Genomic DNA, 26660 nt, shown 5'->3' with positions numbered 1-26660 from the left:
CTCCATAGCGAGCACTTGATCATAGCCGACGGCCCCGACACTCGTCTGCCAGGGCCGCCGACATCACCTCAACGCTCGCTGTGTGTGATACGTTCACTGGGTGCTAATCGATGATGCCCTGTTCCCGTGCCATGGCATAAGCCGCCTGCGGCCCGTTCCATAACGAGGGCAGCAGTATCAGCGACACCGGGATCGCGGTGATCACGATGAACTGCTGCAGCGCGCCAATCTGGCCTGCGCCCATGTACAGCAGGACTGCCGCCATCAGCGCCATGGCGATCCCCCAGAACGCACGCATGTAAGGGCTGGGCGCATCATGCCCCGCTCCTACCACGGCAATGGCATAGCTCATGGAGTCGCCGGTGGTGGCCACGAAGATGGTGGTCAGCAGCAAGATGGCCATGGCCATCCAGGTGCCGCCCGGCAGTGCCTGGGCCACGGTGAGGGTAGCCACGTCGAACTGGAAGTTGTCGAGCGCCTCGGTGATATCGATCACGTCGGTCAATTGATAATAAATGCCGGTACCGCCCAGCAGCGTGAACCAGATGGTCGTCGCCAAGGGGGCGAGCACCGCCACCGCCAGAATCATTTCGCGTATCGTGCGCCCTCGGGAAATGCGCGCCACGAAAATCGCCATCAGCGGCGCATAGCCGATGAACCAGGCGAAGAAGAACACCGTCCACCACTGCATCCACCAGGCGGGCGCGGTGTCGGCGGTCATGGTGGCCATGGTAAAAAAGCCGCTGACATACGCACCCATGCTGGCCATGTAGCTATTCGTCAGAAACAGCGTGGGGCCAAAAACCACAATCACGGCACCAATCGCCAGTGCCAACAGCACGTTGAAGCGGCTGAGCAGTTGGATGCCTTTGTGTACCCCACTCATGGAGGAGAGCACATAGATGGCCCCCAACACGGCCAGGATGATCAGCTGGCCTGTGTAACCTTCCGGCAGGCCGAACAGCTCATGCAGGCCGAAACTGACCTGAGTCGCCAGAAAGCCAATCGGCCCCACGGTCCCCGCCACGACACCGATCACACAGCAGGCGTCCACCACGCTGCCCAGCGGGCCGCGCATCAGGCGCTCACCGAACACCGGGTAAAGGAGCGTTCTGGGTTGGAGCGGCTGGCCCTTGACGTAATGCGCATGCGCCAATACTACCGCCGTGAGTGAACCCAAGACCGCCCAGGCCATGAACCCCCAGTGGGTAAACGACTGGGCCAAGGCACCTGCCACCGCCTCGGCAGTGCCGGGTTCGGTATCGAAGGCGGGGGGCGTGACGACAAAGTGATAGATCGGCTCGCCTGTGGCAAAAAACACCCCGCCACCGCCCAGCAAAGCGCACAGAATGATCGACACCCACTTGAAGGTGCCCATTTCTGGTGCATCCAGATTGCCGATACGCGCCTTGGCTGCCGGCGTCAGCGCCAGGCCCATGGAAATCAGGAAGGTCATCAACAGCAGCAGTTGAAAGTAGCTGCCCAGCGTAAGCGCCGTCCAGGCAAATCCTTGGCTGATGGTGCTGGCAACCCGCTCGATGTCATACAGCGAAAGTGACAGGAAGGCCACGATGAAGCCAATGCTGAGCGCCAGCACGATGGGGTCTCCAAAGGGTCGCCGTGTGGCTTCCTCGGTGGGGCGAGAAGAGTGCGTCATGTCGAATACCTGTTCGGGATCGAAGGGGGAGTAGGCAGGGCAAGAGCATGGCTTGAGCGTGCTACGGAGCAAAACCTCGGCACAAAAAAAAGCGCCATTCAATGAATGGCGCGAGGACAGGAAACTGAGCACAGTATACCGTTGGGTTAGACCAAAGTCTAACGGTTTGGCCAAAAATGTTTTCTAATGGTGCGCGGCCAATGCGTGGCGCACCATTTTGGCGCTTTCGAGGGCGCTGACTGATCCATTTTCAGGCCTAAGCTCATGAATGAAAAGTAAAAAGCAAAAGATGGCAGTGTTGCTGCAGAGCCTCTTCAACTTTGTATACAAGGTGCTCACTGCCATGCTGATCCGTTCCCGTACTGCCCGTTCCCCTTTGTTTCCGCTAGCGCTATTTGGCGCGGTGCTGATGATGCCGCTCGGCGCTGCTGCCGAGACGACCTCGATTCGCTTCCAGCTGGACTGGCGTTTCGAAGGCCCGGCAGCGCCGTTTCTGATGGCGGCGGAAAAAGGCTACTTCGCCGAAGAAGGTCTGCAGGTTCAGATCGATTCGGGAAGCGGCTCTGCAGGGGCGGTGAACCGGGTGGCCTCGGGCGCCTATGAGATGGGCTTTGGCGATCTCAACGCGCTGGTCGAATTCCTTGCGGAAAACCCGGAAGGCCCCGGCATCAAGGGCGTCTATATCGTTTATGACGGCACGCCCGCGGCGGTGTTTGCGCGCAAGGAGAGCGGCATCGAGAGCCCCGCTGACCTGGCAGGCAAGACCATCGCCGCCCCGGCCTTCGACACCGGCTATCGCGCCTGGGGCATCTTTGCCGCTGCCAATGGGCTGGAGGCCGACGCGGTGGCGTGGCAAAACGTCGACCCTGCGCTACGCGAAACCCTGCTGACCCGGGGCGATGTCGATGCCATCACCGGCTTCTACTTCACCAGCCTGCTCAACCTGGAAGAGCGCGGCATGAGCGAAGACGAGCTGACCATCATGCCGTTCCCCGACTACGGCGTCCCGCTGTACGGCAACGCGATTCTGGTCAGTGATGCCTTTGCCGATGCCAACCCCGAGGCCGTGCAGGGCTTTCTGCGCGCCTTCAACCGTGCGCTGGGAGAGACCCTGGCAGACCCCGAAGCAGCCATCGAGTACGTGCGTAACCGCGACGGCCTGATCGATGTCGAGATGGAAACGCGTCGCCTGAAGCTGGCGTTGGAGAGCGTGGTGGATACCCCCGATGCCCGTGAATATGGCGTGGGCGGTGTGGATGACGAGCGGTTGAGCCAGGCGATTCAACTGGTGGCGGATGCTTACGATCTGCCCACGTTGCCATCCCCCGATCAGGTCTTTGACTCCCGCTACCTGCCGCCGGTAGAAGAGCGCATGCTGCTGCCGGAGGCGGAGTGATGTCGGCAGCGTTCGTCCGCTTCGATGACGTCAGCCTGGCGTACGACGGCTCGGGCAACGCCATCGAAGATATCGACCTGTCGATCCACGAAGGCGAGTTCGTCGCCTTCGTGGGGCCGTCAGGGTGTGGCAAATCCACCTTCATGAAGCTGTGTACCGGCCTGCATGCCCCTACGCAGGGAAGCATCCAGGTGGATGGGCTGCCCGTGACCGGGCCTTTGAAAATCACCGGCATGGCGTTCCAGAATGCCAACCTGCTGCCCTGGCGTACCACTCTGGACAACGTGCTGCTGCCGCTGGAAATCGTCGAGCCCTATCGGAAGCAGTTTCGCAAGCGCCGGGAAGAGTTCAAAGGCTGGGCTCGGGCGCTGCTCGAGACGGTGGGCCTGGCCGAGCATGAAAACAAGTACCCCTGGGAGCTGTCGGGGGGCATGCAGCAGCGAGCGTCCATCTGTCGCGCGCTGATTCATCGGCCGCGCTTGCTGATGCTGGACGAGCCCTTTGGCGCGCTGGATGCGTTCACCCGTGAAGAGCTCTGGTGCGTCTTGCGTGACCTGTGGGAGGCCCAACGCTTTACCGTGGTGTTGGTGACCCATGACCTGCGCGAAGCCGCTTTCCTGGCCGACACCGTCTATGTCATGAGCCGTCGTCCGGGGCGCGTGATCGAGCGGCGCTCCATCGAACTGCCTCGCCCTCGGGCGCTGGAAACCACTTACCAGAAACCGTTCATTGACCTGGTGCAGTCGCTGCGCGCCCAGATCGGTGAAGTGCGCAGCGCCTGAAGGAGTGCCCATGACCCATAATCGCAAGCTGGCCGAGCGGCTGGCTCCCTGGATCGCCATGGCGGGGCTGGTGGTGATCTGGGAAGTGACGGTACGCCTGTTCAACGTGCCCAGCTTTATTTTTCCCAGCGCGCTGGACACGGTTCAGGCGCTGGTGACCTACGCCGGGCCCATCGGCAAGCACTCCTGGCAAACCTTCTGGACCACGCTGATTGGCTTTGGCCTGGGCGTTGCCGTGGGGCTGTTGCTGGGCTTCAGCATCGGCTCGTCGCGCTTTTTGTACAACGCCTGCTACCCGCTGCTGGTGGGGTTCAACGCCATTCCCAAGGTGGCCTTCGTGCCCATTCTGGTGGTCTGGTTCGGCATCGGCTCGGTGCCCGCAATACTCACCGCCTTCCTGATCTGCTTCTTCCCCATCGTGGTGAACGTGGCCACCGGCCTGGCGACCCTGGAGCCTGAGATGGAAGATGTGCTGAGAGTGCTGGGCGCACGGCGCATCGATGTGCTGCTCAAGGTGGGCTTGCCGCGTTCGCTGCCGTACTTCTTCGCCTCGCTGAAAATCGCCATCACGCTGGCCTTCGTGGGCACGGTGGTGTCCGAGACCGTGGCCTCCAACCAGGGCATTGGCTACCTCATGATGAGCGCGGGCTCACAGATGCGCATGGGGCTGGTATTTGCCGGGCTGCTGGTGATCAGCGCCATGGCCATGGTGATGTACGAGCTGTTCTCGCTGCTGGAAAAGCGCATGACCGCCTGGGCACACCGCGGGCAGCAGCGCCAGTAGCCTGTCAGGCTACCAGCGGTAGAGAAGCGACGCGCTGGTGGTATGGTCGGTCCGCTCGCTGGCCTCTTCGGGGGGCTGGGAGTTGCGCTTGATCTCATGAGACAGGCGCAGCGACAGCCGCGAATTCAGGCGTGCCGTGAGGGCCGACAGCGAGCGCGAGGTGGTGTTCTCATGGGTATACTCCACCGACATCTCCTGGCGCAGATCCGCGAACTGGGAGAACTCCCAGCGGTAGTCCAGCGCCGAGTAGGCCACGCCCAGTTGCTCGTTCTCATCGTCACGCAGCCGGTCATGGCGATAGCCGGGCCCTGCTTCCAGGGAAAGGTAGTGGCGCTCGCCATCCACGATCTGTCGACCATAGCCACCGATGGCGGTGAGCTGCTGATCGTAGCCCGCAAAGCGGTCCTTTTCCCAACGAGCAAATCCAAACAGGTAATGCGGGCCGTTGAAGTCATAGCGCTCCCGCCCCGCCACGAGATACTGCTCCGCGCTGGTCTCGCCATCCTTGCTGACATTGCGCACTTCTGCCCGAAACGAGTGGGTGAAGTCGCCGGTCAGCCAGGTGAGCAGCGTTTTGCCGATCAGCGTGCGGCTGTCGGTATTGCCGGAGAGCTGGTTGAACCCAAGCTCGGCATCACCGCTGAAGATGGGTGCATCTTCCTGGGGCGGCGGGGGCGCATAGAACGGGTTGGCTGCGGCAGCCCCCGCCCAGAGCGGGCAGCTGGCCAGTAACAGGTAGCGTGAAAGGTGTCGCACTTTTCTCCTCCTTGAGTGTTGCGGTGGGCAGGGAGTATATAAGCCGCTGGGTGAAAAAGCGCAAAGCCTAACGCCGCCTGGCGGTGCGTGCCATAATGACGCTCTTGCGCATCACGAGTTCCCTTATGACCGAGCCCCGCCCACGCACCCTGGCCGAACTGCAGCGCTGGCGTCGCACGCGCGCCAAGCGACGCTGGTACAAACGCAGCTTTCGCTTGCAGGTCATGATCCTGGTGGGCCTGCTGCTGGCGGGTATGCTGCTGGCCCAAGGGACCTACCTGAACTACCGTAAAGCCGACATCATCACCTATCAAATGGGTGAGCGGGCGCTGGCGGTCGCCAAGACCGTAGCGGCCATGCCGCAAATCGTCGATGCCTTCTCCACGCCCGAGCCTTCCCACTTCATTCAGCCGCTGGCCGAGCGGGTGCGCCAGGAAACGGGCGCGCGCTATGTGGTGGTGGGCAACGCCCAGTCGATACGCTACTCCCACCCGGTGCCCGAGCGCATCGGCGAGCGCATGGTGGGGGATGATAATGATCAAGCGCTGATCTATGGTCAATCCTACGTGTCCGAAGCCACCGGCACCCTGGGCACCGCCATGCGCGGCAAGACGCCGATTTGGGATGAAGAGGGCAACATCATCGGCGTGGTCTCCGTCGGCTTCATGCTCGATCGCGTGGACATGGACGTAGCGCGCTACACCAAACTGGGCTGGATGCTGGTGGCCATGATGATCGTGCTCGGGTTTGCCGGCGCTTATTGGCTGTCGCAGCATCTCAAAAAAATCATTCTCGGCCTCGAACCCTACGAAATCGCCCGTCTCGCCATGGAAAAGGAAGCCATCCTGCAATCGATTCACGAGGGCATTCTGGCGGTCAATCGGGATGGCCACATTACCCTGGTGAACCAGCAAGCACGCCGTTTTCTGGAGCTGCCCGACGAGCACGTGCTGTTGGGGCAGCCCATCCGCGAGGTAGTGCCCAATTCCCGCCTGCTGGAAGTGCTCAGACACGGTGAGCAGGAGTTCGACCAGGAAATGTGGCTGGGGGATCACCCGGTGGTGGTCAACCGCGTGCCCATCATTCACGAGGGCGAGATCGAAGGCGCCGTGGCCACCTTCCGTAGCCGCCGGGAAATCATCGACCTCTCCCAGGCGCTGACCCAGGCCAGCCGCGACGTGGACATGCTGCGCGCCCAGGCCCACGAGTTCTCCAACAAGCTCTACACCATTTCCGGGCTGCTGCAGTTGCAGCGCATCGAGGAAGCGCTGGCCCTGATTCATCAGGAAACCGAGCGTGCCCAGGCACAGATGAACTTCCTGATGCGCCATGTGGCCGATGCGGTGCTGAGCGGCACGCTGCTGGGCAAGCTGACCCGCGCCCGTGAACTGGGCGTGGCGCTGGAAATCGACGAACAAAGCTCGCTCTCCTGCCCGCTGACGCCAACGGGGCAAGAGGTCATGATGAGCGTGGTGGGCAATTTGCTGGATAATGCCTGCCATGCGGCACTGAATGGCCCCCACGCCAGCGAGCCCAAGGTACGGCTGTTCTTCACCGATTTGGGCGAACAGCTGTTGGTCGAGGTCGAAGACAATGGGGCAGGGGTCCCTGCGGAGCACGCCGGGTCGATCTTCCAGGAGGGTTTTTCGACCAAGACCGGCAAGCACCGCGGCATTGGTCTGGCGCTGGTGGAGCGGCTGTGTCGTCAGCACGGTGGCGCGATCACCCTGGAAGAGAGCGAGCTGGGGGGCGCCTGTTTCATTGCCGTGCTGGACCGCTCGCTGTGCGCCCGCAGCGATGAACCCGGCCCACCAGGCTAAACGGTTCACACTCATAATAACGACGTTAACAAGAGGATGACGCATGTCTGCGACGCAATACGGCATTCTGGTCGTCGAAGACGATTTCCGCATCGCCGATATTCACCGCGCCTTCATCGAGCAAAGCGACGGCTTTTATGTGGTGGGCATGGCGCGCAACGGCAGCGAAGCCAAAGCGCTGATGGCCGAGCACGCCTCGCAAATACAGCTGATTCTGCTGGATGCCTACCTGCCCGACGTGGAAGGGCTGGAGCTGTTGTGGTCGATTCGCCGCGACCATGTGCACGTGGATATCGTCATGGTGACGGCGGCCCGTGAGGTGGAAACCATCAGCGAGGCGCTGCGTGGCGGGGTGTTCGACTACCTGATCAAACCCATCGAAGCGGCAAGAATGAACCAGATGCTGGCACGTTTTCGGCGCGAACGGGAGGCGCTGGCCAACCGCGCCGAGCTGAACCAGGACGAGCTGGACCATGTGCTGGCCCGGGTGACGCCCAGCGAGCCTGCACGCGCCCCTCAGCGCAGCTTGCCCAAGGGCATCGACCGCTTGACCCTGCGCCGTGTGGTGGAAGCCTTGGCAGCAGACAGCGGCTCCCTGACCGCCATGCAGGTGGCGCGTACCATGGGCGCCAGCCGCTCTACGGCACGCCGCTATCTGGAGTTTCTCGTGGCCGAGCAGGCCGTAGGCGCAGAGCTGGGTTACGGGGATGTCGGGCGACCCGAGCGGCGCTACCGCTTATTGAAGGGCGATCACGGCTGGCTCGATGCGTGAACAAAATGAACAAAACGACCATAAAGAACAATTTGTCGTTTATGGTCACAAGCTTGTCCTGAAAGGTGGCTGTCTTCTAACGTTCGCGGTGTAACCACAATTGCCGCGTGTCGATCACCGCGCATAACAACATAATTGACTGTGGAGAACGCCCATGATCTCGCTTTCCTTCAAGCGCGCCGCTGTATTTGCTCTGCCTCTGGCAGCCCTCGCCATGACCACTGGCGTACAGGCCCAGGAGTGGACCCCAAGCCGTTCCATCGAATTCGTCGCGCCTGCCAACCCAGGCGGTGGCTGGGATACGCTGGTGCGTACCGTTTCTCGCGTGTTGCAGGAAGAGCAGCTGGCAGACCGTAACTTTGCGGCTATCAACGTGCCTGGCGGCGGCGGTGCCGTGGCATGGGCGCAAATCGCCCGTGACAGCGGTAACCCGCACAAGCTGTTCGCCACCAGCCCGCCCATCATCCTGGTGCCGCTGGCGGGTGCTTCGCGCTACGACCACACGGCGTTCACGCCGGTGGCGCGTCTGATCACCGACTACTCCATCATTCTGGTGTCAGCGGATTCCGAATATCAGACCATCAATGACCTGTTCGACGCGCTGAAAGAGAACCCGCGCCTGAGCGTGGGCGGCGGCAGTGCGCCGGGCTCGATGGACCATATTTCGGTGGCTGGCCTGGCCTCTGCGGCGGGTCTCGATGCCTCTACGGTGAACTATATTCCCTTCTCGGGTGGTGGCGATGCCATGACCAACCTGATGGGGGGGCATATCGAGGCGGTCATTACTGGCGCGGGTGAGTCCGTGGGCCAGCTGGGCGAAGGCAGCCAACTGCGTGCGCTGGGCGTATCTGCCCCTGAGCGCCTGGGCGGCGCCCTGGCCGACGTGCCCACGTACCAGGAACAGGGTGTGGACTACACCTTCGATATCTGGCGTGGCGTGATGGGTACCCCTGACATGCCTGCCGAAGCCGTGGCCTACTACGAAGACCTGTTTGCAGAAATGCTCGAAACCGATGGCTGGCAGCAGGCGCGTGACCAGTTGGGCTGGATCGATGCCTACCAGGATAGCGAAGCGTTTGGCGCGTTCCTGGATGAGCAGAAAGAACAGTTCAGCAGTGTCCTGAGCGACCTGGGCTTGCTGGCTCAATAACCCCCGCTTCACCGTGCTGCCCCGGGCCAGCCAGGCCCGGGGTCACTGCCTGTGACCGTAAGCGCAATCTGCGCCTTCGGAGAGACTCCCCATGACTCGATTGAACACTAATCAGTGGCTGGCCCTCGTGCTGGCGCTTCTAGCTGCCGCCTATCTAGCAATGGCCTGGCAAATTCCAACCTTTCCTCTGCCGCGCCCGGTGGATTCAGACCTGTTTCCAAAAGTGCTGGGAATTACCTTGTTATTGCTAGCAGGGCTGCTCTTCTTTGAAAAACCGGTACCGCTGGCAGGCGCTGACGAGATCGACGAAGAGGCCACCAACGGCCCGCTGCTGTTCACGCCTTGGGCGCGGGTCGTGATCACCGCCGTGGCCATCGCCGCCTATGCCTTCCTGCTGGTGCCGTTGGGCTTCGTGTTGGCATCGACGCTGCTGTGCACGGGGTTGACGGCCTATTACGGCTACCGTCGCCATGGCATCAACCTGGCGGCTTCGCTGGGGGTGGTCCTGGCGCTGTATCTCACCATGACGCGCGTCATGGATGTGTATCTGCCCACTGGCCTCTTGCCGTTCTGAATACGCCGTGCCCACGCACCTGTCGTAGTTTTTTAAGAGAGATACGCCCATGGATGCCTTGAACAACTTGATGTACGGCTTTGGCATCGCGCTCGAGCCCATCAATATCGCTTACGTCTTTGCCGGTGTGTTTGCCGGTACCATCATCGGTATGTTGCCGGGCCTCGGCCCGATCAGTGCCCTGGCGCTGATGATTCCGATCACCTTCTCAATGGAGCCTGCATCAGGCCTGATTCTGATGGCGGGTGTGTATTACGGGGCCATTTTCGGTGGCTCGACCTCTTCTATCTTGCTCAATGCGCCGGGGGTGGCGGGCACGGTCGCCACCTCTTTCGATGGCTACCCCATGGCCAAGCAGGGATTGGCGGGGAAGGCGCTGGCTATTGCCGCCTACGCGTCGTTCATCGGCGGCACGGTCTCGGTCATCTTCTTGATGCTGGTGGCACCGCTGCTTTCCAAGGTGGCGGTCAGCTTCGGGCCACCCGAATATTTCGCGCTCATGGTGCTGGGCCTGACGGCGGTCGTCTCGCTGTCGGACAAATCGCTGGTGAAGGGCCTGATTGCGGCGGTGATCGGCATCATGATCTCGATCGTCGGTATCGACATGCAAACCGGCACCGAGCGCTACACCTTTGGCTCGATTCAGCTGCTCGACGGCATCGACTTCCTGGTCGTGGCGCTGGGTATCTTCGCCCTGGCGGAAGTGTTCTACATGCTGCTGCGTGGGGGCGGTGGCAAGGAAGTGCCGCGTAACGCCATCGGTTCGCTCAAGCTGAGCGGCAGTGAAGTGAAGCAAATTGCAGGCCCCATCAGCCGTAGCTCGGTACTGGGCTTCTTTACCGGCGTACTGCCGGGGGCCGGTGCCACCATTGGTTCTTTCCTGGGCTACAGCATGGAAAAACGCCTGGCCAAGGATGGTGACACCTTCGGCAAGGGCAACATCAAGGGCGTGGCAGCTCCCGAAGCGGCCAACAACGCCGCCTGTACCGGCTCGTTCGTACCACTACTGACCCTGGGTGTGCCTGGCTCGGGCACCACGGCGGTGCTGCTGGGTGCGCTGCTGGTCATGGGCGTGACGCCTGGCCCCATGATGCTGGAGCAGCGCCCGGACGTGTTCTGGGGGGTCATTGCCAGTATGTACATCGGTAATATTTTCCTGCTGGTACTCAACCTGCCGCTGATTCCGCTGATTGCCAAGATTCTCGATATGCCGCGTCCGCTGCTGCTCTCGATGATCCTGATCTTCTGCATGATCGGTGTCTACGGCATGAGCTTCAGCGTCTTCGACCTGCTGCTGCTGCTGGGCTTCGGTTTGATCGGCCTGGGCTTGCGCCTGTTCGGCTTCCCCACGGCGCCGCTGATTCTGGCGCTGATCCTGGGCAGCCTGATGGAAGAGTCCATGCGCCGCGCACTGCAGATTTCCGGCGGTGACTGGTCCATCTTCATCGACAAGCCCATTTCACTGTCGCTGCTGATCATTGCGGCCCTGTCGCTGGGCATGCCGCTGCTGAAAAAGCGCCGCAAGCAGAAGGCCATGGCCGCCAAATAAGCGATTGTTGCGTGGTGTGATGGAGTGAGTTTTGGCGTTGTCAGCGCCCGGGGGAAACCCCGGGCGCTTCTTTGTGTGCGTGTACCCTTCTTTGGTGCAAGGCGCTTTGCTGGTGCATGACAACTGTGCATGGCGCCTCTCGGCTTGCCCTGAGTTAGTGCGTCTGGCGCAATGCGGTTTTTTTTGAGTATCGCTAACTGTCTGATTGTCATTGTCTTAATAGGCTTTGATTCAATCTGGCGCACCCCTTGCAGTGTGAAAGGTGGATTAGCCCACGGCGGGTGAATGCCCGCTCAACGCGCCTATAACAAGCCCCTTCCAAGGGGTGCAAGGAGGTTCAAGTGACCACATCGCAACGCAAGACACACCCTCGTACCCTTGGCCGTTTCGCCACGGCCGCCCTGGCCGCCGCCATCATGGGCGCCAGCGCTCAGGCCGTTGCCCAGGACAACGACCCGATCAAGGTAGGTATTCTGCACTCCCTCTCCGGCACCATGGCGATCAGCGAATCGACTCTGAAAGACACCGTCGAAATGCTCATCGACCAGCAGAACGAAGCCGGTGGCCTGTTGGGGCGTCAGTTGGAAGCCGTGGTGGTCGACCCCGCTTCCAACTGGCCGCTGTTTGCCGAGCGTGCCCGCGAGCTGCTGGCCCAGCATGAGGTAGACGTGGTGTTCGGTAACTGGACCTCGGTATCCCGCAAGGCGGTACTGCCGGTGTTCGAAGAGCTGAACGGCCTGCTGTTCTACCCGGTACAGTACGAAGGGGAAGAGTCTTCCGAGAACGTCTTCTACACCGGCGCGGCACCCAACCAGCAGGCCATTCCTGCGGTGGAGTACCTGATCAACGAAGTCGGGATCGAGCGTTTCGCGCTGATCGGCACCGACTACGTCTACCCGCGTACCACCAACCGGATTCTGGAAGCCTTCCTGAAGGATGAGCACGGGGTGGCCGAAGAAGACATCATGGTCAACTACACCCCGTTCGGCCATTCGGACTGGCAGAACATCGTCTCTGAAATCCGTCGTTTCGGTGAAGAGGGCAAACCCACGGCGGTGGTCTCCACCATCAACGGCGATGCCAACGTGCCGTTCTATCGTGAGCTGGCCAACCAGGGGATCGATGCTGCGGATATTCCCGTCATCGCCTTCTCGGTGGGTGAGCAGGAGCTGTCCGGTATCGATACCGGGCCGCTGGTGGGCCACCTGGCCGCCTGGAACTACTTCATGAGCGTGGACACCGACGCCAACTACGACTTCATCGACGCCTGGATCGACTGGACGGGCGATGAAGAAGCGGTCACCAACGACCCCATGGAAGCCCACTACATCGGCTTCAACATGTGGGCCGAAGCGGTGCGCAAGGCAGGCACCACCGATGTGGACGCGGTGAAAGATGCGATCATCGGCGTGACCGTGCCTAACCTTTCCGGTGGCTATGCCGCCATGATGCCCAACCACCACATCACCAAGCCGGTGTTGATCGGTGAAGTGCAGGACAACGGTCAGTTCGATATCGTCTGGCAAACGCCGTCCACCGTGGCAGGCGATGCCTGGTCGGACTTCCTGCCGGGTTCTCGCGACCTGATTGCTGACTGGCGTGCACCGATGCGCTGCGGCAACTTCAACGTCGCCAACGGTTCGTGCGGTGGCAGCACCGCAGCAGAAGAAGCCGAAGCGGCACTCGCCGAGTAACACTCTTCCCTTGCCGCGACCCGTCGCGGCAAGGGAGCACGCTACCTCTCCCCATTGATGATGACCAAAGGAAGAACCCCATGAGGCGTTTCCTTTCTGGGGTGTTGTGTCTGTTGCTGCTCAGCATGGCGACGTTGTCGCAGGCACAAACCCCCACCACACCTTCTGATGACGACGCGGCACTGGCGCTGCTGGAAGCGCTGGACGTGGAGAACTTCCGCGCCAAAGGCGACGCGATTACGGCCATTTTGCAAAGCGACGACGAGCGCGCCAGAGATTGGCTGCAAGCCTTGCTCGATGGCCGCCTGCAGCGTACCAGCGAGGGTCGCTTCGTCGTGGTGTTGAACAACACCGGGCGTGACTGGCCCGTGGCCGATGCCTTGACCGAAGCGCCGCTGGGTGAGATGTCCCGCCGCGACCTCAACCGCATCGGCATCAACAACGCCCTGCGCAACCAACTGCGTAGCGCCATCGCCGTGGTCGATCTCTACTCCCCCAACGTGGAACGCCGCCGTACCTCCGCCGAGCGCCTGTTGGGCGAAGTGGACGAGACGCTGGCCGAGCCTCTGGAAGCGCTGATTGCCGAAGAAGAGGATAGCCAGGTGCAGCGCCGGTTAGCGCAGGCACTGGCCATTTATCAAACCGAAGCGGGCCAGATGGAAGGCGTGGAAGCGCTGCGTGGCAGTCTGCATCCGCGTGCCCGTGTGGCGCTCAATCGCGCGGCCAATGGCGATGACCCGGTGGTTGCCGACGCGGCCAGAGAGGCGCTCCTCAGTATCGAACAAAACCTCAAGATCAATCGTGGCCTCGAAACGCTCTACTTTGGCCTGAGCCTGGGGTCGGTACTGGTGCTGGCGGCCATCGGCCTGGCCATCACCTTTGGCGTCATGGGTGTGATCAACATGGCCCACGGCGAGCTGATGATGCTGGGCGCCTATACCACCTGGATGATGCAGCAACTGCTGCCGGGCCAGCCGGGGCTGGCGCTGATTCTTTCCATTCCGGCGGGCTTCATGGTGGCCGCCCTGGTGGGCATTGCCATCGAACGGGGCGTGATCCAGTTCCTCAAGGGCCGCCCGCTGGAAACGCTGCTGGCCACGTTCGGCATCAGCCTGATTCTGCAGCAGCTGGTGCGCACGGTGATCTCTCCGCTCAACCGCACCGTGGTGACGCCCGAGTGGATGAGCGGCTCGCTGGTGATCAACGATGCGCTCTCGCTGACCCTCAACCGCATGTTCGTGCTCGGCTTTGCGCTGGTGGTGTTTGCCGGGCTGATGCTGATCATGCGCCGCACGCGGCTGGGGCTCGAAGTGCGCGCCGTGACCCAGAACCGCGCCATGGCACGCTCCATGGGCATCCGGGCCACTCGGGTGGACATCATGACCTTCGCGCTGGGTTCCGGCGTGGCGGGGCTGGCCGGTGTGGCGCTGTCGCAGCTCACCAACGTCGGCCCCAACCTGGGCCAGAACTACATCATCGACTCGTTCATGGTGGTGGTGTTCGGTGGCGTGGGTAACCTGTGGGGCACGCTGGTGGCGGGGCTTTCACTGGGTATCATCAACCAGGTGCTGGAGCCCTGGGCGGGTGCCGTGCTGGCCAAGATCATCGTGCTGGTGTTCATCATCCTGTTCATTCAAAAACGCCCGCGTGGACTCTTCCCGCAGAAGGGCCGGGCTGCGGAGGGCTAACCCATCATGATGACATCATCTTCTCAACGGTTCTGGCTGCTCCGCCCGTTCGGCGAACGGGCCACTCAGCTCTTTCTCGGCGTGCTGCTGGCCGCCCTGGTGCTGGTCACCGTACTGCACGTGGCAGTGCCGCAAGGGCATCCGCTGCATGTCAACGCCTACACCGTGAACCTGTTCGGCAAGTACCTGAGCTATGCGCTGCTGGCCGTGGCGGTGGACCTGGTGTGGGGCTATCTGGGCATTCTGAGCCTGGGCCACGGGGCGTTCTTCGCCATTGGCGGCTACGCCATGGGCATGTACCTGATGCGCCAGATTGGCGACCGTGGCACCTATGGCCATCCGGTTCTGCCCGACTTCATGGTGTTTCTGAACTGGGACAGCCTGCCCTGGTACTGGCTGGGCTTCGATATGGCCTGGTTCGCCTTTGCCATGGTGCTGCTGGCCCCTGGCCTGCTGGCGCTGGTGTTCGGCTTCCTGGCGTTCCGTTCGCGGGTGACCGGGGTGTATCTGTCGATCATCACCCAGGCGCTGACGTTTGCCCTGATGCTGGCTTTCTTCCGCAACGAGATGGGCTTCGGCGGCAACAATGGCCTCACCGATTTCCGTGAGCTGCTGGGCTTCAACCTGCGCAGCAACGACACGCGGCTGGGGCTGTTCATTGCCACTGGGGTGGCGCTGGCGCTGGGCTACATCCTGTGCCGTGCCATTGTCACCAGCAAGCTGGGCCGCGTGTGCGTGGCCACCCGCGATGCCGAAGCGCGTACGCGTTTCATCGGCTACCGGGTCGAACGCTTCCAGCTGTTCGTGTTCGTGGTCTCGGCCATGCTGGCGGGCCTGGCGGGGGCGCTTTATGTGCCTCAGGTAGGCATCATCAACCCCAGCGAATTCTCGCCGCTGTTCTCCATCGAAATCGTGCTCTGGGTAGCACTGGGTGGGCGAGCCACGCTGTACGGTGCCGTCATTGGGGCGATTCTGGTCAACTACGCCAAAACCGTGTTTACCGGGGTCATGCCGGACGCCTGGCTGTTTGCCCTGGGCGCGCTGTTCGTACTGGTCACGGTCTTCCTGCCCAAGGGCGTCGCGGGCCTTTTGAGCCACGTGAAGCGCCGTCGCAAAGCCGAACAACCGCCTACGGAGGCTGCAGCATGAGCCTGATACAATCGCTGAAAGCACGCGACCGAGTGTTCGACTTCATGGCGGGGGAAGCCTCGCCGGTGGACGTTCGCCACGGCCCGATTCTGTACATGGAAGACGTGACGGTGAGCTTCGATGGCTTCAAGGCCATCAATAACCTCAACCTGACCATCGACGACGGCGAGCTGCGCTGCATCATCGGCCCCAACGGGGCCGGTAAAACCACCATGATGGACATCATCACCGGCAAGACCCGCCCCAACCAGGGCAGCGTCTGGTTCGGCAGCCGCCATAACCTGCTGCAAATGAACGAGCCGGAAATCGCCAGCCTCGGCATTGGCCGCAAGTTCCAGAAGCCCACGGTGTTCGAAGCGCTCAGCGTGTTCGACAATCTGGAGCTGGCCATGGCCGCCGACAAGCGCATCTTTCCCACGCTGACCGCCCGCATGACCAGCGAGATCAGCGACCGCATCGACGACGTGCTGGACACCATCGGCCTGACCGCGCTGCGCTTCCAGCCCGCCGGGATTCTCTCCCACGGCCAGAAGCAGTGGCTGGAGATCGGCATGCTGCTGATGCAGCGCCCGCGCCTGCTGCTGGTGGACGAGCCGGTGGCCGGGATGACCGAGCAGGAGATGGAGCGCACCGCCGAGCTGCTTACGGGGCTGGCTGGCAAACAGTCGGTGGTGGTGGTGGAGCACGACATGGGCTTTGTACGCTCGATTGCGCGCAAGGTGACCGTGCTGCACCAGGGCAGCGTGCTGGCCGAAGGCAGCATGGATCAGGTCTCCAATGACCCGAAAGTGGTCGAAGTGTACCTGGGCGCGGACGAGGAGGAGATGGCCTGATGCTGACCGTCGACAAGTTGAACCAGTTCTACGGCGAAAGCCACACCCTGTGGGATCTGGACCTGGAGGTACCCGCCGGGCAGTGCACCTGCGTGATGGGCCGCAACGGGGTGGGTAAAACCACCCTGATGAAAGCCATCATGGGGGAAGTGGTGGTGAAGAGCGGCCAGCTGCGCTACCAGGGCAATGATGGCGAGATCGAACTCACCAAAAAAGCCGTGGAGGCGCGCTCGCGCCTGGGCATCGGTTTCGTGCCCCAGGGGCGGCAGATTTTCCCGCTGCTGACGGTGGAGGAGAACCTGCGCACAGGGCTTGCCGCCCGAGGTGACGGGCTGAAGAAAATTCCCGAGCGCATTTACGAGCTGTTTCCGGTGCTCAAGGAGATGAAACACCGCCGTGGCGGCGATTTGTCCGGTGGGCAACAGCAGCAGCTCGCCATTGGCCGCGCGTTGGTGATCGAACCGAAACTGCTGATTCTGGACGAGCCCGGCGAGGGCATTCAGCCCAATATCGTCGCCCAGATTGGTCAGGTGATTCGCCAACTGATCAAAGAGGACGGCCTGACGGTGCTGCTGGTCGAGCAGAAGCTACCCTTTGCTCGCAAATACGCCGACCGCTTCGTGATCATGGACCGCGGCCGCCCGGTGGCCAAAGGCGATATCAGCGAACTCTCCAACGAGCTGATCAAACAGCATTTGACGGTTTGAGTTATCCACACCCGGTTTACAGCCGTGGATCGGGTTGAAACGGCAGTTCCTCGGCGCTGGCAACGGCTTGCTCGAACAAGGGGTGGGCCGGGTTGAGCATGTAATTAAGCTCTCTCGGCACCACCACGCTGGGCAGGGCCAGCGCCAGGCTCTGGCCGGAGGCTAGCCAGCCATCGCCCAGGTCGGCGGTTTCCGCAGGTGCTGGCGCTTCCCGCCAGTTTTCGGGTAAATCTTCCGTTCCAACGCTCAAAATGCTCTGTTTGGGCAGCGTCAGTCGCAGCAGCGCATAGGCATTGAGCAGCCGATAGCTTTCCAGATGCACCATGATTTCCAGCAGCGCCAACGACTCTGAGCTGGCTACGTACACACAGGCATTGCCTGGGCTGTTCCAGCGCCCGCCGTAAAGCCGTGCGCCATCGCCATCAAACGCTGTCTCCTGAAACTTGCGCTTCACCAGCCGGAAAGCGGTGACTTCGCTCATACCGACACCCCGTGCTCCAACCGTCCAATCAGGTTTAGTACCGTCTGGTACTCCGCCGAGGTGGCGCTCATTTCGACGGGGCGACGTCCGCCTAGCCCGGCATTGGGTTTGAGCAGCCAGGCGCGGGCACCCTCCGCGTCACCCTCGAACAGGTCCAGCGCTGCTTTGAAAAGCTCGGCAAAGCGATACAGCCGGTCGCTTTCCGCCATCTTGAAGCGGCCTGACTTGGCGCGGCGGCTCAGTGTGGCAGAAGGGATATCCACATAGCGCGCCAGCGCCTTCTGCTCGATACCTGACACCTTGGCAAGCCTTGGGTAGACCCGGTACTCCACCCCCTCATGCAGCAGCTCATGCAGTTTACGCCCTCGCGCAGGCAGGCCAATTTGCTGCCAATAGCCGGAGGCCACGGCTTTGGTGGGTTGATATTGGGAGAAGGTAGCGGCCATCGGGAGTTCCTGTTGATATGTTGCCTCTATATCAAATGGTATATTCGAGGTTGGGCTCCGCGTCAAGGCAGCGCTTGACTCTGGGTGAGTGAACGATGAAGTTAGCGCCACAAACCGCACCAAAAGGCCCAAAATCCTGCTTTGGGTGCGTATTGACTCACCTTGTTTATGTGTAACATGGTCGTTTTCCGCAAAGGTCATCGGGTGGGGTATGCGCTACAAGGATAAACATCAGCTGGCTGCCGAGTGGCTGACGCTGCTGGAGCGTACGCCGGTGGCGCTGCGCCAAGCCGTCGAGCAGCTGGCCCATGCCCACCAGGCGCCGTTTGCCGAACACTTTTACCGGGTCATGCTGGATGACCCCCATGCCTCGCTGTTTCTCTCCAACGAGCAGGTCGAAAAACGCCTGCATCCTTCCATGCAGCGTTGGCTCAGTGCCATGTTTGCCGTCGAGCACGCGGATCTCGAGGCGCTGGTAGAGCACCAGGAGAAAATAGGCCAGATACATGCGCGCATCGACATCCCGGTAAACCTGGTGCTGAGCGGTGCCCGGCAGCTGAAGCAGGTGTTTTACGAACAGATCAATCGCTCGATCCATGCGCCGCTGTCGGCGGGCGAGGCGGCCGTGTACGTTTCTGACCATATCGACATGGCCATGGAGATCATGAGCCATGCCTATTCGGTGGCCAATAATCGCCATGCGCGCACCGAAGAAGCCTACAAGCTTTTTTCGCTCACCCAGAGTATCGGCGATGAGCGCGAACGGCAGCGGGCGGCGCTGCTCAACTGGGAAAATGCGCTGATGTTTGCCGTGGCGGCGCAGCAGGAGACCAGCGCCTTGCCCCGCTTGGCCAGCTCCGAATTTGGCCTGTGGTATTTGCACAAGGCGTGCCATGCTTTCGAAGGCGCGCCGGAGATTGCCGTCATTTCGCGACATATCCATCTGGTGGACGACCAATGGATGGCGCAGTTGACGGATGCCGACAGCGCACTGCGCCTGGCCGCGCTGAGCCATATTCGGGACGCGGCGCGCACGATCCTGATGCTGCTGGACGATATTCTGGACCGTGCCTCGGGGCTCGAAGCGGGCCGCGATAGCCTCACTCGCTTGCTGAACCGTAAATTTCTGTCGGTGGTGCTGAACCGTGAAATCGAGTTGGCCCGGCGCTCGGAGAAGTGTTTTGCCTTGCTCATGGTGGACATCGATCACTTCAAGTCGATCAACGATACCCACGGCCATGATGCGGGCGATAACGTGCTGCAACAGGTCGCCAGCATTCTGGATCGCTCTACCCGAGGCGGCGATTACGTGTTTCGGATGGGCGGTGAAGAGTTCTTGATTGTTCTGGTGGATACGGACCCGGACGGAAGCCGCCTGTTCGCCGAGCGGCTACGCCAGGCCGTGGCCAAAGAGCCGATGCTGGCGACGGCGGATACACTGCTGAGCGTTACCGTGAGCGTAGGGCTCACGTTGCACGACGGCCATCCGGATTACCAGTATTCCATGCAGCGCGCCGACCAGGCGCTCTATCAGGCAAAACGCAGTGGACGTAACCGTGTGGTATGCGTCAATTGAAAACAGGGAGTTCATCCAATGATACGCCGTTTGACCTTGGGTACCGCGTTGGCGAGTGCCATGATCATGCTGCAAGCCCCTCTGCTTGCGGCGCACCACGGTGGTGAACACCACGAAGTGGCTCCTGGGCATGCACCGGATATGGTGGTCAGCCAGCCATGGAGTCGGGCAACGCCGCCAGGGGCGGGGGCTGGGGGAGGTTTCGTGACGATCACCAATCAGGGCAATGCCGACGATACTCTGGTAAGTGCTTCCAGCCCGCTGACCGAGCGGGTGGAAATACACACCATGGAGATGGATGGCGATGTCATGCGCATGGCACAACTGCCTGGTGGTATTGAAATTCCGGCCGGTGAAACCGTCACCCTGGCGCCGGGTGGTCTGCACCTGATGTTCATGGAACTCGCGTCACCCATCGTCGAAGGGCAGGCGATTCCTGTGACACTGGAGTTTCGCCATGCCGAGCCAGTGGACATCACGCTCGAGGTGTTCCCGGCAGGTGAATCGCCGGAAGGTGGCCACCACGGGGATGGCCACACACACTCGCATTCCCACACCCACTAGGTGCTGGAAACGGGCGTCTCGCTAGCCAGCGCCAGCGAGACGCCGGGCCTGCAACGGCCGCACGATGCACCAGTCGATGACCAGCATCACCAGCAGCGACGCGCCAACCAGCGGAAACAGCAGCCCGCCGATGACCAGCAGGGCGATGAGCCCGCGGAATACCCGCGTGTCGGCAGGCAGGGGCGGTACGCCCATGGCGCCCGAGGGGCGGCGTTTCCACCACATCACACCTGCCGCCACGCACATCACGATGATGGCCAGACAGACGGCCAGCAGGAGCAGCTGATTGGCCAGGCCAAACTCCTGACCCAGGTGGACGTTGATGCCGAACTCCAGCCAGCGGCCCAAGGGGCCGTAATCGGCGTAGCTCATGTCGATCAGCGGCTCGCCGCTGTACTGGTCGAGATGGATTACCCGCTGTTGGGCCAGGTCATCCGGATAGATGGAGCCGGTGTAGACCCCTGCTGCCGTCGTGGGCAGGTTGACGACATAGCCCTGCTGCAGCCCCAGCTCATCCAGAATGGCCACGATGCTGTTCAGCCCAAGGCGGGGAGTGGGCGCCGCCGGTGGGTTGGACTCCGGCACCTGGGCCTGCTCCAGCGACCAGCTGGTGATGCCTTGATCGCTCAGGTAAGCATTGGACATGGGCACTTCCACGCGCACCCCCGAGGGGTAGCCGAAGTTGTTGCCATTGGCCCACTGGTTGACCTGCCCACCCCAGACGCCCGACCACGGCATGCCGGTAATGGCCAGAAACACGATAAACCCACCGATAAAGATCCCCAGCACCGCATGCAGGTCACGCCAGAACACCCGGCTTTTGGGTTTGCCGCGCACGCTCACCACGCCGCCGCTGCCCTGGCGCGGCCACCAGAGGTAAATCCCGGTAGCGACCAGCAGGATCGACCAGCCCGCCGCTATCTCGATCAGCTTGCGCGGGGTTTGTCCGAAGAACTTGAAGCTATGCAGGTAGCGCACGGTCCACATCACCGTGCCCCGGTCGTCCAGCGAGCCCAGTACCTCGGCGGTATAAGGGTTCACATAGACCGCCAGGCGTTCGCCAGACAGCGTGTTGACGGTGATCTCTGCCGAGCTGTCGGGCGTGGCGGGGGACGTGTATTTCACCGCCGTGCCTGGGTACTCCTGCAGTGCCGCACTGACCTGCGCGGCGGGGGGCTGGGCGGCCTCCTGTACTGCTACGCGTTTGAGGTCGGCGTGAATCACGGCATCCAGCTCATCACGAAACAGGTACAGGGCGCCTGTCAGGGAGAGGGTGATCAGAAAGGGCAGTACCAGCAGCCCGGCATAGAAGTGCCATCGCCAGACGGCGCGATACAGATCCAGCGCGGCTTTGCGCGCCGGGGGAGATGCGGAAATAGTCGACATGTGAGTGCTCCAGAGCCGCTGCATAGCGGCGAGCAGCGACACCTCCCGGAGGAGGCGTTGCCACTGGGTAACAGGTAGGCAAGGCACTAAGAGGGTGTCTACAAACTACTGCGCTAGGCCATGCGGCGTTGAAATCAGCCTCAAAATGCTCATTTACACCTCGTAAACTCCGCTTTTTCGGCTGATTTCGCCTTGCCTGACCGTCGCTCGTGACATTTGTAAACACCCTCTAAGCGTGCCTACCCCGCGCAGTCATGGGGTTAACTGGCCTGCAGCAAGGGGGGAGCACGAGGGCACGCGTGGGGGTAATCGAGCCACACCACCGTCCGTTGGGAGAACGTGCTTGGCAATGGCGACGCATCGATAAACGCCCTGCTGCCAATGGCGGGAAGGTGGTTGGGTGCCGAGGGTGACTGCTGCCAGACACCGCAGTAATCACACTGGTGGTGCCAGTGCTTCAGTGCGTGTGAAGAGGAGGGGGTAGGGTCGGAGTGGCTGAGACACAAGGCATGCTCGTCATGGTGGGCATGACCTGACGCGTGAGATGCCTGCAGTTGGGAGAGCAGCGGCCCGGCAAACAGCAGGTAGATCGCGACGAACGCCAGATAAAGCGCTGCGCGATACCAAAAAGAGTCTGCTGAGCGGAAGTAATGCATCTACTGGTTACGCATGGTGGGCTTCATGGTCGTTTTGACGAAACAAGGGCGTCATCGTATCGGAAGTCATCGTATCGGGGATCATAGTATCGGAAAGAGTCCCGTGGTTGACGGACCCTTATGCGGTGAATTGACGCGTCATCCTGTATGTTTCCTGGCGCCAAAAGCTCTACACCACTGCCAAACCCACCGTTACTCAATCGTGTAGTTGGCTGCCCCAAGCCCTGCCTCACTAAAGCGGATTTCGACAGGAAATTCCGAATGGCAGCCCTGAACCACCCACAGCTCTCGCCAATACCGAGCACCCTCACTCCCTTGAGGCATCGCCAGCACGTAAGGTTGAAACGACTCAGGCTGCTGGCAACCCAGCGTGGCCACTTTGGCCGCCACGCCCAGCATCGCATCCTGGATCAACTGCTGGTTAGAGAGAGTGCCCTCCTGAAGCGCGCCACTAGGTAACGATTGTGCGGCGACATGAGTGCTCAGCAGGCCGAATAAAAACGCGGCAGATAGACGAGCGCATAGGGTCATGGTTGTTGTTCTCGAGGGCGCGTAATGGCGAATTAGCTGACTTTACCTCAGCCTTTTATTTTTAAGCAAAGCATGATGGGTATTTTAAGCAAAGAACGATGGGTGACGGGAGGAGCACCTCCAGGCACTTTATTTATCGTCGTGTTGTTCTAATTTGGTGCAAGTCGATCTTTTTGTGATCTCTTTTGGTGCTTTGAGAGGCCGAGTCTCTCCGCAATGTGACGAGCGGGTACCCGCAGCGACTAGGAAGTATCGCTTTTCACCATTTTGGCGCATTCCTTGCATTTGTAAGCCAATGATTTATCCACAAGGAAGCGACAGCGCCCATGATATTGAGCGAACTCGCCCTGCCCGCTGCTGGTTCCGGCCACCGCTTTGACGCCGAGCGCCGCTGGGCCGCCTCGCTGGCCCTGAGCTTTGCCAACCGCGATGGCGTGACCCGATTAGTGCAGGCGCGCCACCAAGGGCCGCTACGCGTGCAGCGCCCCTTCTACCCGGAAGGCAGCCAGGAAGCGTGCCACGTTTACGTGTTGCACCCGCCCGGCGGGCTGGTGAGCGGTGATGCGCTGACCATCCGTGCCCATGTAGAGCGCGGCGCCCACGCGCTGCTCACCACGCCCGCTGCCAACAAGCTTTACAAAGCCGACAGCCAAGGGGTCGCCTGGACCCAGCTCACCGAACTCACGGTGGAGGCGGGCGCTACCCTGGAGTGGCTGCCTCAGGAGACCATCGCTTTTGACGGCTCAAAGGGCCACCAGCGCACCCATATCGCGCTGCACGGTGATGCCCGCTGCCTGGGCTGGGAAGTGATGGCGCTTGGCCGCCCGGCCAGCGATTTACCCTACGTTTCCGGGCAGATCGAGCAGCACTTCCGCCTGACCCTGGACGGCAAGCCGCTATGGCTGGAGCGCCAGCCGCTGGACCCTGCACACCCGCGCTTCGTGGGCCGCTGGGGGCAGGGCGGCGCGACGGTGCAGGCCACGCTGTGGGCCGTGGGGCTCGATGATGCCCCAGCGGCCATCGAAGCACTGCGCGAGGCGCTGCCGGATAACCCCCGCTGGGCAGTGACGGAACGCCATGGCGTACTGCTGATGCGCTATTTAGGTGCATCCCGAAACGAAGCCTGGGCCCTGTGTGAACATGCCTGGCAGCTACTACGCCCGCGCTGGATCGAACGCGATGCGCATACCCCGCGTATTTGGCTAACCTGATTGGCAACACCTCGATGATGCTGGAGACACTCCATGGAACTGACCCCAAGAGATAAAGACAAGCTGATGCTGTTCACGGCCGCCCAGCTCGCCGAGCGGCGCAAGGCGCGCGGCCTGAAACTCAACTACCCCGAGGCGGTGGCGCTGATTAGTTTTGAAATCATGGAAGGCGCACGAGACGGCCGCAGCGTCGCCGACCTGATGAGTTACGGGCGCGAGATCCTCACCCGTGACGATGTCATGGAAGGCGTGGCCGAGATGGTCGATGAAGTGCAGGTAGAAGCCACCTTCCCCGATGGCACCAAGTTGGTCACCGTCCACACCCCTATCAACTAACCGTCCACCGCTAGGAGAGCGCCATGATTCCCGGTGAGTATCAGTTGCACGAAGCGGATATCGAGCTGTGTGCGGGCCGCGAACGCATCACCGTAGAGGTGGCCAACACCGGCGACCGCCCCATTCAGCTAGGTTCCCACTACCACTTTGCCGAAGCCAATCCGGCGCTGGTGTTTGACCGCGATAAAACCCGTGGCTACCGGCTGGACGTCGCCGCAGGCACCGCCATCCGCTTCGAACCCGGCCAAACCCGCGAAGTCACGCTGATTCCGTTCGTCGGCAAGCGGGAAATCTACGGCTTCCGTGGCGATGTGATGGGGCCGCTCGATTAGCCAACGGATTAATAAAGAACAACCGACGGTAGGGCGGTCATCGTCTGGGTGACTGGTCACACAGACGATGACCGCCCAGCACTGGACTCAACGCTTGAGGCAGAGGCAATACATGAAACCGGTAAACAAGATCAGTCGGCGCGCCTACGCCGATATGTACGGCCCCACGGTAGGCGACCGCGTGCGCCTGGGCGACACCGAGCTATGGATTCAAGTCGAAAAAGACGCCACCCACTACGGTGAAGAAGTGAAGTTCGGCGGCGGCAAGGTGATCCGCGATGGCATGGGCCAAAGCCAGCGCCAGGATGCCTCGGTGATGGACACCGTGATCACCAACGCGCTGATTCTCGACTGGTGGGGCATCGTCAAAGCCGATGTGGGGCTGCAAAATGGCCGCATCGCCGCCATTGGCAAGGCGGGCAACCCCGACACCCAGCCCGATGTCGAGATCGTCATTGGCCCCGGCACCGAAGTGATTGCCGGTGAAGGCAAAATCCTCACCGCTGGTGGCATCGACGCCCATATCCACTTCATCTGCCCCCAGCAGGTGGAAGAAGCGCTGATGAGCGGTGTCACCACCATGCTCGGCGGTGGTACTGGCCCCGCCACGGGCTCCAACGCCACCACCTGCACCCCCGGCGAGTGGCACATTGGCAAGATGCTCCAGGCCGTGGACGACCTGCCCATGAACATCGGCCTGCTCGGCAAAGGCAACGCCAGCCTGCCGGAAGGCCTCGAAGCGCAGCTGGAAGCGGGCGCGATGGGCCTCAAGCTGCATGAAGACTGGGGCACCACCCCCGCCTCCATCGATACCTGCCTGAGCGTGGCGGAAAAGTATGATGTGCAGATCGCCATCCACACCGATACGCTCAACGAATCCGGCTTCGTGGAGGACACCCTGGCGGCCTTCAAAGAGCGCGGCATCCACACCTACCACACCGAAGGTGCAGGCGGCGGCCACGCCCCGGACATTCTCACTGCCTGCTCCAAGGAGTACGTGCTGCCGTCCTCCACCAACCCCACGCGGCCCTACACGGTAAACACCATCGACGAGCATCTCGACATGCTCATGGTCTGCCACCACCTGGACCCCAATATTCCCGAAGACGTGGCCTTTGCCGATTCACGTATTCGTCGCGAAACCATCGCCGCCGAGGATATCCTCCACGACCTGGGCGTGATCTCGATGATCGCCTCCGACTCCCAGGCCATGGGCCGCGTGGGTGAAGTGGTCTGCCGCACCTGGCAAACGGCCCATAAAATGAAGGTGCAGCGCGGCCTGTTGCCGGAAGATGAAGCGCTGGGGGCCGACAACCTGCGCGCCAAGCGCTATATCGCCAAATACACCATCAACCCCGCCATTACTCACGGCATCGCCCATGAAGTTGGCTCCATTGAAGTGGGCAAACTGGCCGATTTGGTGCTGTGGAAGCCCGCTTTCTTCGGCGTCAAACCGGCGCTGATTTTGAAAGGCGGCATGATTGCCGGAGCGCCCATGGGCGACCCCAACGCCTCGATTCCCACGCCGCAGCCGGTGCACTACCGCCCCATGTTCGGCACCTTTGGCCGGGCGGCCAGCCAGGTAAGGCTCAACTTCGTCAGCCAGGCCGCCATCGATGCGGGCATCAAGGAGCGGCTGGGCCTGCAAAGTACGCTGTCGGCCTGCAAGAACGTGCGCGGCGTGCGCAAAAAGGACATGAAACTCAACGACGCCTGCCCAGAGCTCACCGTCGACCCGCAAACCTACGAAGTGCGCTGCGACGGCGAACTGCTCACCTGTGAGCCCGCGACTGAACTGCCGCTGGCGCAGCGGTATCACTTGTTTTGAAT

26 protein-coding genes are annotated in these 26660 nt (G+C 61.6%); 19 read left to right on the top strand and 7 right to left on the bottom strand.

The genetic code is table 11. The annotated features are described in order from the left end of the window. Positions 1-103: 103 nt before the first annotated feature. Complete coding sequence (locus LG409_RS17475) at positions 104-1657, bottom strand: BCCT family transporter (RefSeq protein WP_227407275.1); 1554 nt, start codon at positions 1655-1657, stop codon at positions 104-106. Between the two features lie 343 nt (positions 1658-2000). Here LG409_RS17475 and LG409_RS17470 point away from each other — a divergent pair, with 343 nt between their 5' ends. Genes LG409_RS17470 through LG409_RS17460 form a run of 3 tightly spaced genes read left to right on the top strand, consistent with a single transcriptional unit; the run spans position 2001 to position 4619 of the window. After that, a complete protein-coding gene (locus LG409_RS17470; RefSeq protein ID WP_227407274.1) occupies positions 2001-3053 on the top strand; it encodes an ABC transporter substrate-binding protein in 1053 nt (350 codons plus the stop codon). Further along, entirely contained in the window at positions 3053-3835 is a 783-nt protein-coding gene (locus LG409_RS17465; protein ID WP_227407273.1) for an ABC transporter ATP-binding protein, read from the top strand. Before LG409_RS17470 ends, LG409_RS17465 begins: the two co-directional genes overlap by 1 nt. Positions 3836-3845: 10 nt before the next feature. Continuing rightward, on the top strand, positions 3846-4619 hold the full coding sequence (locus LG409_RS17460; protein ID WP_227407272.1) for an ABC transporter permease: 774 nt from the start codon (positions 3846-3848) through the stop codon (positions 4617-4619). Between the two features lie 9 nt (positions 4620-4628). Here LG409_RS17460 and LG409_RS17455 read toward each other — a convergent pair whose 3' ends face one another. Then, complete coding sequence (locus tag LG409_RS17455) at positions 4629-5375, bottom strand: DUF481 domain-containing protein (RefSeq protein WP_039178631.1); 747 nt, start codon at positions 5373-5375, stop codon at positions 4629-4631. Between the two features lie 125 nt (positions 5376-5500). Between LG409_RS17455 and LG409_RS17450 the strand changes: the two genes are divergently transcribed. The 10 genes from LG409_RS17450 to urtE all read left to right on the top strand — a co-directional run bounded on the left by LG409_RS17450 (position 5501) and on the right by urtE (position 17311). After that, on the top strand, positions 5501-7195 hold the full coding sequence (locus LG409_RS17450) for an ATP-binding protein (protein WP_227407271.1): 1695 nt from the start codon (positions 5501-5503) through the stop codon (positions 7193-7195). Positions 7196-7238: 43 nt separating this feature from the next. Further along, complete coding sequence (locus LG409_RS17445) at positions 7239-7967, top strand: response regulator (RefSeq protein WP_227407270.1); 729 nt, start codon at positions 7239-7241, stop codon at positions 7965-7967. Positions 7968-8121: 154 nt separating this feature from the next. Next, on the top strand, positions 8122-9117 hold the full coding sequence (locus tag LG409_RS17440; protein WP_227407269.1) for a Bug family tripartite tricarboxylate transporter substrate binding protein: 996 nt from the start codon (positions 8122-8124) through the stop codon (positions 9115-9117). A gap of 91 nt (positions 9118-9208) precedes the next feature. After that, positions 9209-9691: a tripartite tricarboxylate transporter TctB family protein gene (locus tag LG409_RS17435; protein ID WP_039178620.1), complete on the top strand. Its 483-nt coding sequence runs from the start codon at positions 9209-9211 to the stop codon at positions 9689-9691. A 49-nt stretch (positions 9692-9740) separates the two neighbouring features. Beyond that, complete coding sequence (locus tag LG409_RS17430; RefSeq protein WP_227407268.1) at positions 9741-11240, top strand: tripartite tricarboxylate transporter permease; 1500 nt, start codon at positions 9741-9743, stop codon at positions 11238-11240. 341 nt (positions 11241-11581) lie between these two features. Beyond that, positions 11582-12934: an urea ABC transporter substrate-binding protein gene (urtA, locus tag LG409_RS17425; RefSeq protein WP_096921849.1), complete on the top strand. Its 1353-nt coding sequence runs from the start codon at positions 11582-11584 to the stop codon at positions 12932-12934. An 80-nt stretch (positions 12935-13014) separates the two neighbouring features. Further along, a complete protein-coding gene (urtB, locus tag LG409_RS17420; protein ID WP_227407267.1) occupies positions 13015-14622 on the top strand; it encodes an urea ABC transporter permease subunit UrtB in 1608 nt (535 codons plus the stop codon). Between the two features lie 6 nt (positions 14623-14628). Next, on the top strand, positions 14629-15771 hold the full coding sequence (urtC, locus tag LG409_RS17415) for an urea ABC transporter permease subunit UrtC (RefSeq protein WP_016915369.1): 1143 nt from the start codon (positions 14629-14631) through the stop codon (positions 15769-15771). Beyond that, entirely contained in the window at positions 15768-16604 is an 837-nt protein-coding gene (urtD, locus tag LG409_RS17410; protein ID WP_016915368.1) for an urea ABC transporter ATP-binding protein UrtD, read from the top strand. Before urtC ends, urtD begins: the two co-directional genes overlap by 4 nt. Then, positions 16604-17311 carry an urea ABC transporter ATP-binding subunit UrtE gene (gene urtE / locus LG409_RS17405; protein ID WP_227407266.1) on the top strand — a complete coding sequence of 236 codons (708 nt, stop codon included), beginning with the start codon at positions 16604-16606 and terminating at the stop codon, positions 17309-17311. The genes urtD and urtE overlap by 1 nt, the downstream gene beginning before the upstream one ends. Positions 17312-17327: 16 nt before the next feature. Here urtE and LG409_RS17400 read toward each other — a convergent pair whose 3' ends face one another. Together LG409_RS17400 and parS are read right to left on the bottom strand one after the other, a co-directional pair. After that, positions 17328-17792: an RES family NAD+ phosphorylase gene (locus LG409_RS17400; protein WP_227407265.1), complete on the bottom strand. Its 465-nt coding sequence runs from the start codon at positions 17790-17792 to the stop codon at positions 17328-17330. After that, complete coding sequence (parS, locus tag LG409_RS17395; RefSeq protein ID WP_039178599.1) at positions 17789-18238, bottom strand: type II RES/Xre toxin-antitoxin system antitoxin; 450 nt, start codon at positions 18236-18238, stop codon at positions 17789-17791. Before parS ends, LG409_RS17400 begins: the two co-directional genes overlap by 4 nt. A gap of 211 nt (positions 18239-18449) precedes the next feature. On the opposite strand from parS, the gene LG409_RS17390 reads away from it, so the two are divergent. Continuing rightward, the gene (locus LG409_RS17390; RefSeq protein WP_039178596.1) at positions 18450-19814 is read left to right on the top strand and encodes a diguanylate cyclase; all 1365 of its coding nucleotides are present in this window, start codon (positions 18450-18452) and stop codon (positions 19812-19814) included. Between the two features lie 18 nt (positions 19815-19832). Beyond that, positions 19833-20378: a copper chaperone PCu(A)C gene (locus LG409_RS17385; protein ID WP_081193388.1), complete on the top strand. Its 546-nt coding sequence runs from the start codon at positions 19833-19835 to the stop codon at positions 20376-20378. A 21-nt stretch (positions 20379-20399) separates the two neighbouring features. On the opposite strand, the gene LG409_RS17380 is transcribed toward LG409_RS17385, so the two are convergent. The 3 genes from LG409_RS17380 to LG409_RS17370 form a co-directional block, all read right to left on the bottom strand. Then, a complete protein-coding gene (locus LG409_RS17380; protein ID WP_227407264.1) occupies positions 20400-21764 on the bottom strand; it encodes a PepSY-associated TM helix domain-containing protein in 1365 nt (454 codons plus the stop codon). Positions 21765-22024: 260 nt separating this feature from the next. After that, the gene (locus LG409_RS17375) at positions 22025-22420 is read right to left on the bottom strand and encodes a DUF2946 domain-containing protein (protein ID WP_227407263.1); all 396 of its coding nucleotides are present in this window, start codon (positions 22418-22420) and stop codon (positions 22025-22027) included. Positions 22421-22612: 192 nt separating this feature from the next. Next, a complete protein-coding gene (locus LG409_RS17370) occupies positions 22613-22951 on the bottom strand; it encodes a hypothetical protein (protein WP_096921856.1) in 339 nt (112 codons plus the stop codon). 326 nt (positions 22952-23277) lie between these two features. On the opposite strand from LG409_RS17370, the gene LG409_RS17365 reads away from it, so the two are divergent. The 4 genes from LG409_RS17365 to ureC all read left to right on the top strand — a co-directional run bounded on the left by LG409_RS17365 (position 23278) and on the right by ureC (position 26658). Then, positions 23278-24162, top strand: a complete 885-nt coding sequence (locus LG409_RS17365; protein ID WP_189463599.1) for an urease accessory protein UreD — start codon at positions 23278-23280, stop codon at positions 24160-24162. A 33-nt stretch (positions 24163-24195) separates the two neighbouring features. Then, positions 24196-24498: an urease subunit gamma gene (gene ureA / locus LG409_RS17360; RefSeq protein ID WP_016915359.1), complete on the top strand. Its 303-nt coding sequence runs from the start codon at positions 24196-24198 to the stop codon at positions 24496-24498. Positions 24499-24521: 23 nt separating this feature from the next. Next, entirely contained in the window at positions 24522-24830 is a 309-nt protein-coding gene (locus tag LG409_RS17355) for an urease subunit beta (protein ID WP_189463598.1), read from the top strand. A gap of 112 nt (positions 24831-24942) precedes the next feature. After that, positions 24943-26658, top strand: coding sequence for an urease subunit alpha (gene ureC, locus LG409_RS17350; RefSeq protein WP_144981253.1), 1716 nt, complete (start codon positions 24943-24945; stop codon positions 26656-26658). Positions 26659-26660 lie beyond the last annotated feature (2 nt).

It is taken from the genome of Halomonas sp. NyZ770 (genome assembly GCF_020616575.1).
Lineage (GTDB): Bacteria > Pseudomonadota > Gammaproteobacteria > Pseudomonadales > Halomonadaceae > Vreelandella > Vreelandella hamiltonii.
Note: the sequence above shows the minus strand (reverse complement) of the source record. Positions and strands in the feature narration are given on the sequence as shown.

Bases quoted from the DNA above. Each gene is read 5' to 3' on its own strand.
- LG409_RS17365 (WP_189463599.1), top strand. From the start codon at position 23,278: ATGATATTGAGCGAACTCGCCCTGCCCGCTGCTGGTTCCGGCCACCGC.
- LG409_RS17440 (WP_227407269.1), top strand. From the start codon at position 8,122: ATGATCTCGCTTTCCTTCAAGCGCGCCGCTGTATTTGCTCTGCCTCTG.
- LG409_RS17355 (WP_189463598.1), top strand. From the start codon at position 24,522: ATGATTCCCGGTGAGTATCAGTTGCACGAAGCGGATATCGAGCTGTGT.
- LG409_RS17435 (WP_039178620.1), top strand. From the start codon at position 9,209: ATGACTCGATTGAACACTAATCAGTGGCTGGCCCTCGTGCTGGCGCTT.
- LG409_RS17400 (WP_227407265.1), bottom strand. From the start codon at position 17,792: ATGAGCGAAGTCACCGCTTTCCGGCTGGTGAAGCGCAAGTTTCAGGAG.
- LG409_RS17465 (WP_227407273.1), top strand. From the start codon at position 3,053: ATGTCGGCAGCGTTCGTCCGCTTCGATGACGTCAGCCTGGCGTACGAC.
- urtD (WP_016915368.1), top strand. From the start codon at position 15,768: ATGAGCCTGATACAATCGCTGAAAGCACGCGACCGAGTGTTCGACTTC.
- LG409_RS17385 (WP_081193388.1), top strand. From the start codon at position 19,833: ATGATACGCCGTTTGACCTTGGGTACCGCGTTGGCGAGTGCCATGATC.
- LG409_RS17470 (WP_227407274.1), top strand. From the start codon at position 2,001: ATGCTGATCCGTTCCCGTACTGCCCGTTCCCCTTTGTTTCCGCTAGCG.
- ureC (WP_144981253.1), top strand. From the start codon at position 24,943: ATGAAACCGGTAAACAAGATCAGTCGGCGCGCCTACGCCGATATGTAC.
- LG409_RS17445 (WP_227407270.1), top strand. From the start codon at position 7,239: ATGTCTGCGACGCAATACGGCATTCTGGTCGTCGAAGACGATTTCCGC.
- parS (WP_039178599.1), bottom strand. From the start codon at position 18,238: ATGGCCGCTACCTTCTCCCAATATCAACCCACCAAAGCCGTGGCCTCC.
- LG409_RS17460 (WP_227407272.1), top strand. From the start codon at position 3,846: ATGACCCATAATCGCAAGCTGGCCGAGCGGCTGGCTCCCTGGATCGCC.
- LG409_RS17450 (WP_227407271.1), top strand. From the start codon at position 5,501: ATGACCGAGCCCCGCCCACGCACCCTGGCCGAACTGCAGCGCTGGCGT.
- LG409_RS17390 (WP_039178596.1), top strand. From the start codon at position 18,450: ATGCGCTACAAGGATAAACATCAGCTGGCTGCCGAGTGGCTGACGCTG.
- LG409_RS17370 (WP_096921856.1), bottom strand. From the start codon at position 22,951: ATGACCCTATGCGCTCGTCTATCTGCCGCGTTTTTATTCGGCCTGCTG.
- urtE (WP_227407266.1), top strand. From the start codon at position 16,604: ATGCTGACCGTCGACAAGTTGAACCAGTTCTACGGCGAAAGCCACACC.
- LG409_RS17380 (WP_227407264.1), bottom strand. From the start codon at position 21,764: ATGTCGACTATTTCCGCATCTCCCCCGGCGCGCAAAGCCGCGCTGGAT.
- LG409_RS17430 (WP_227407268.1), top strand. From the start codon at position 9,741: ATGGATGCCTTGAACAACTTGATGTACGGCTTTGGCATCGCGCTCGAG.
- ureA (WP_016915359.1), top strand. From the start codon at position 24,196: ATGGAACTGACCCCAAGAGATAAAGACAAGCTGATGCTGTTCACGGCC.
- urtC (WP_016915369.1), top strand. From the start codon at position 14,629: ATGATGACATCATCTTCTCAACGGTTCTGGCTGCTCCGCCCGTTCGGC.
- LG409_RS17375 (WP_227407263.1), bottom strand. From the start codon at position 22,420: ATGCATTACTTCCGCTCAGCAGACTCTTTTTGGTATCGCGCAGCGCTT.
- urtB (WP_227407267.1), top strand. From the start codon at position 13,015: ATGAGGCGTTTCCTTTCTGGGGTGTTGTGTCTGTTGCTGCTCAGCATG.
- LG409_RS17475 (WP_227407275.1), bottom strand. From the start codon at position 1,657: ATGACGCACTCTTCTCGCCCCACCGAGGAAGCCACACGGCGACCCTTT.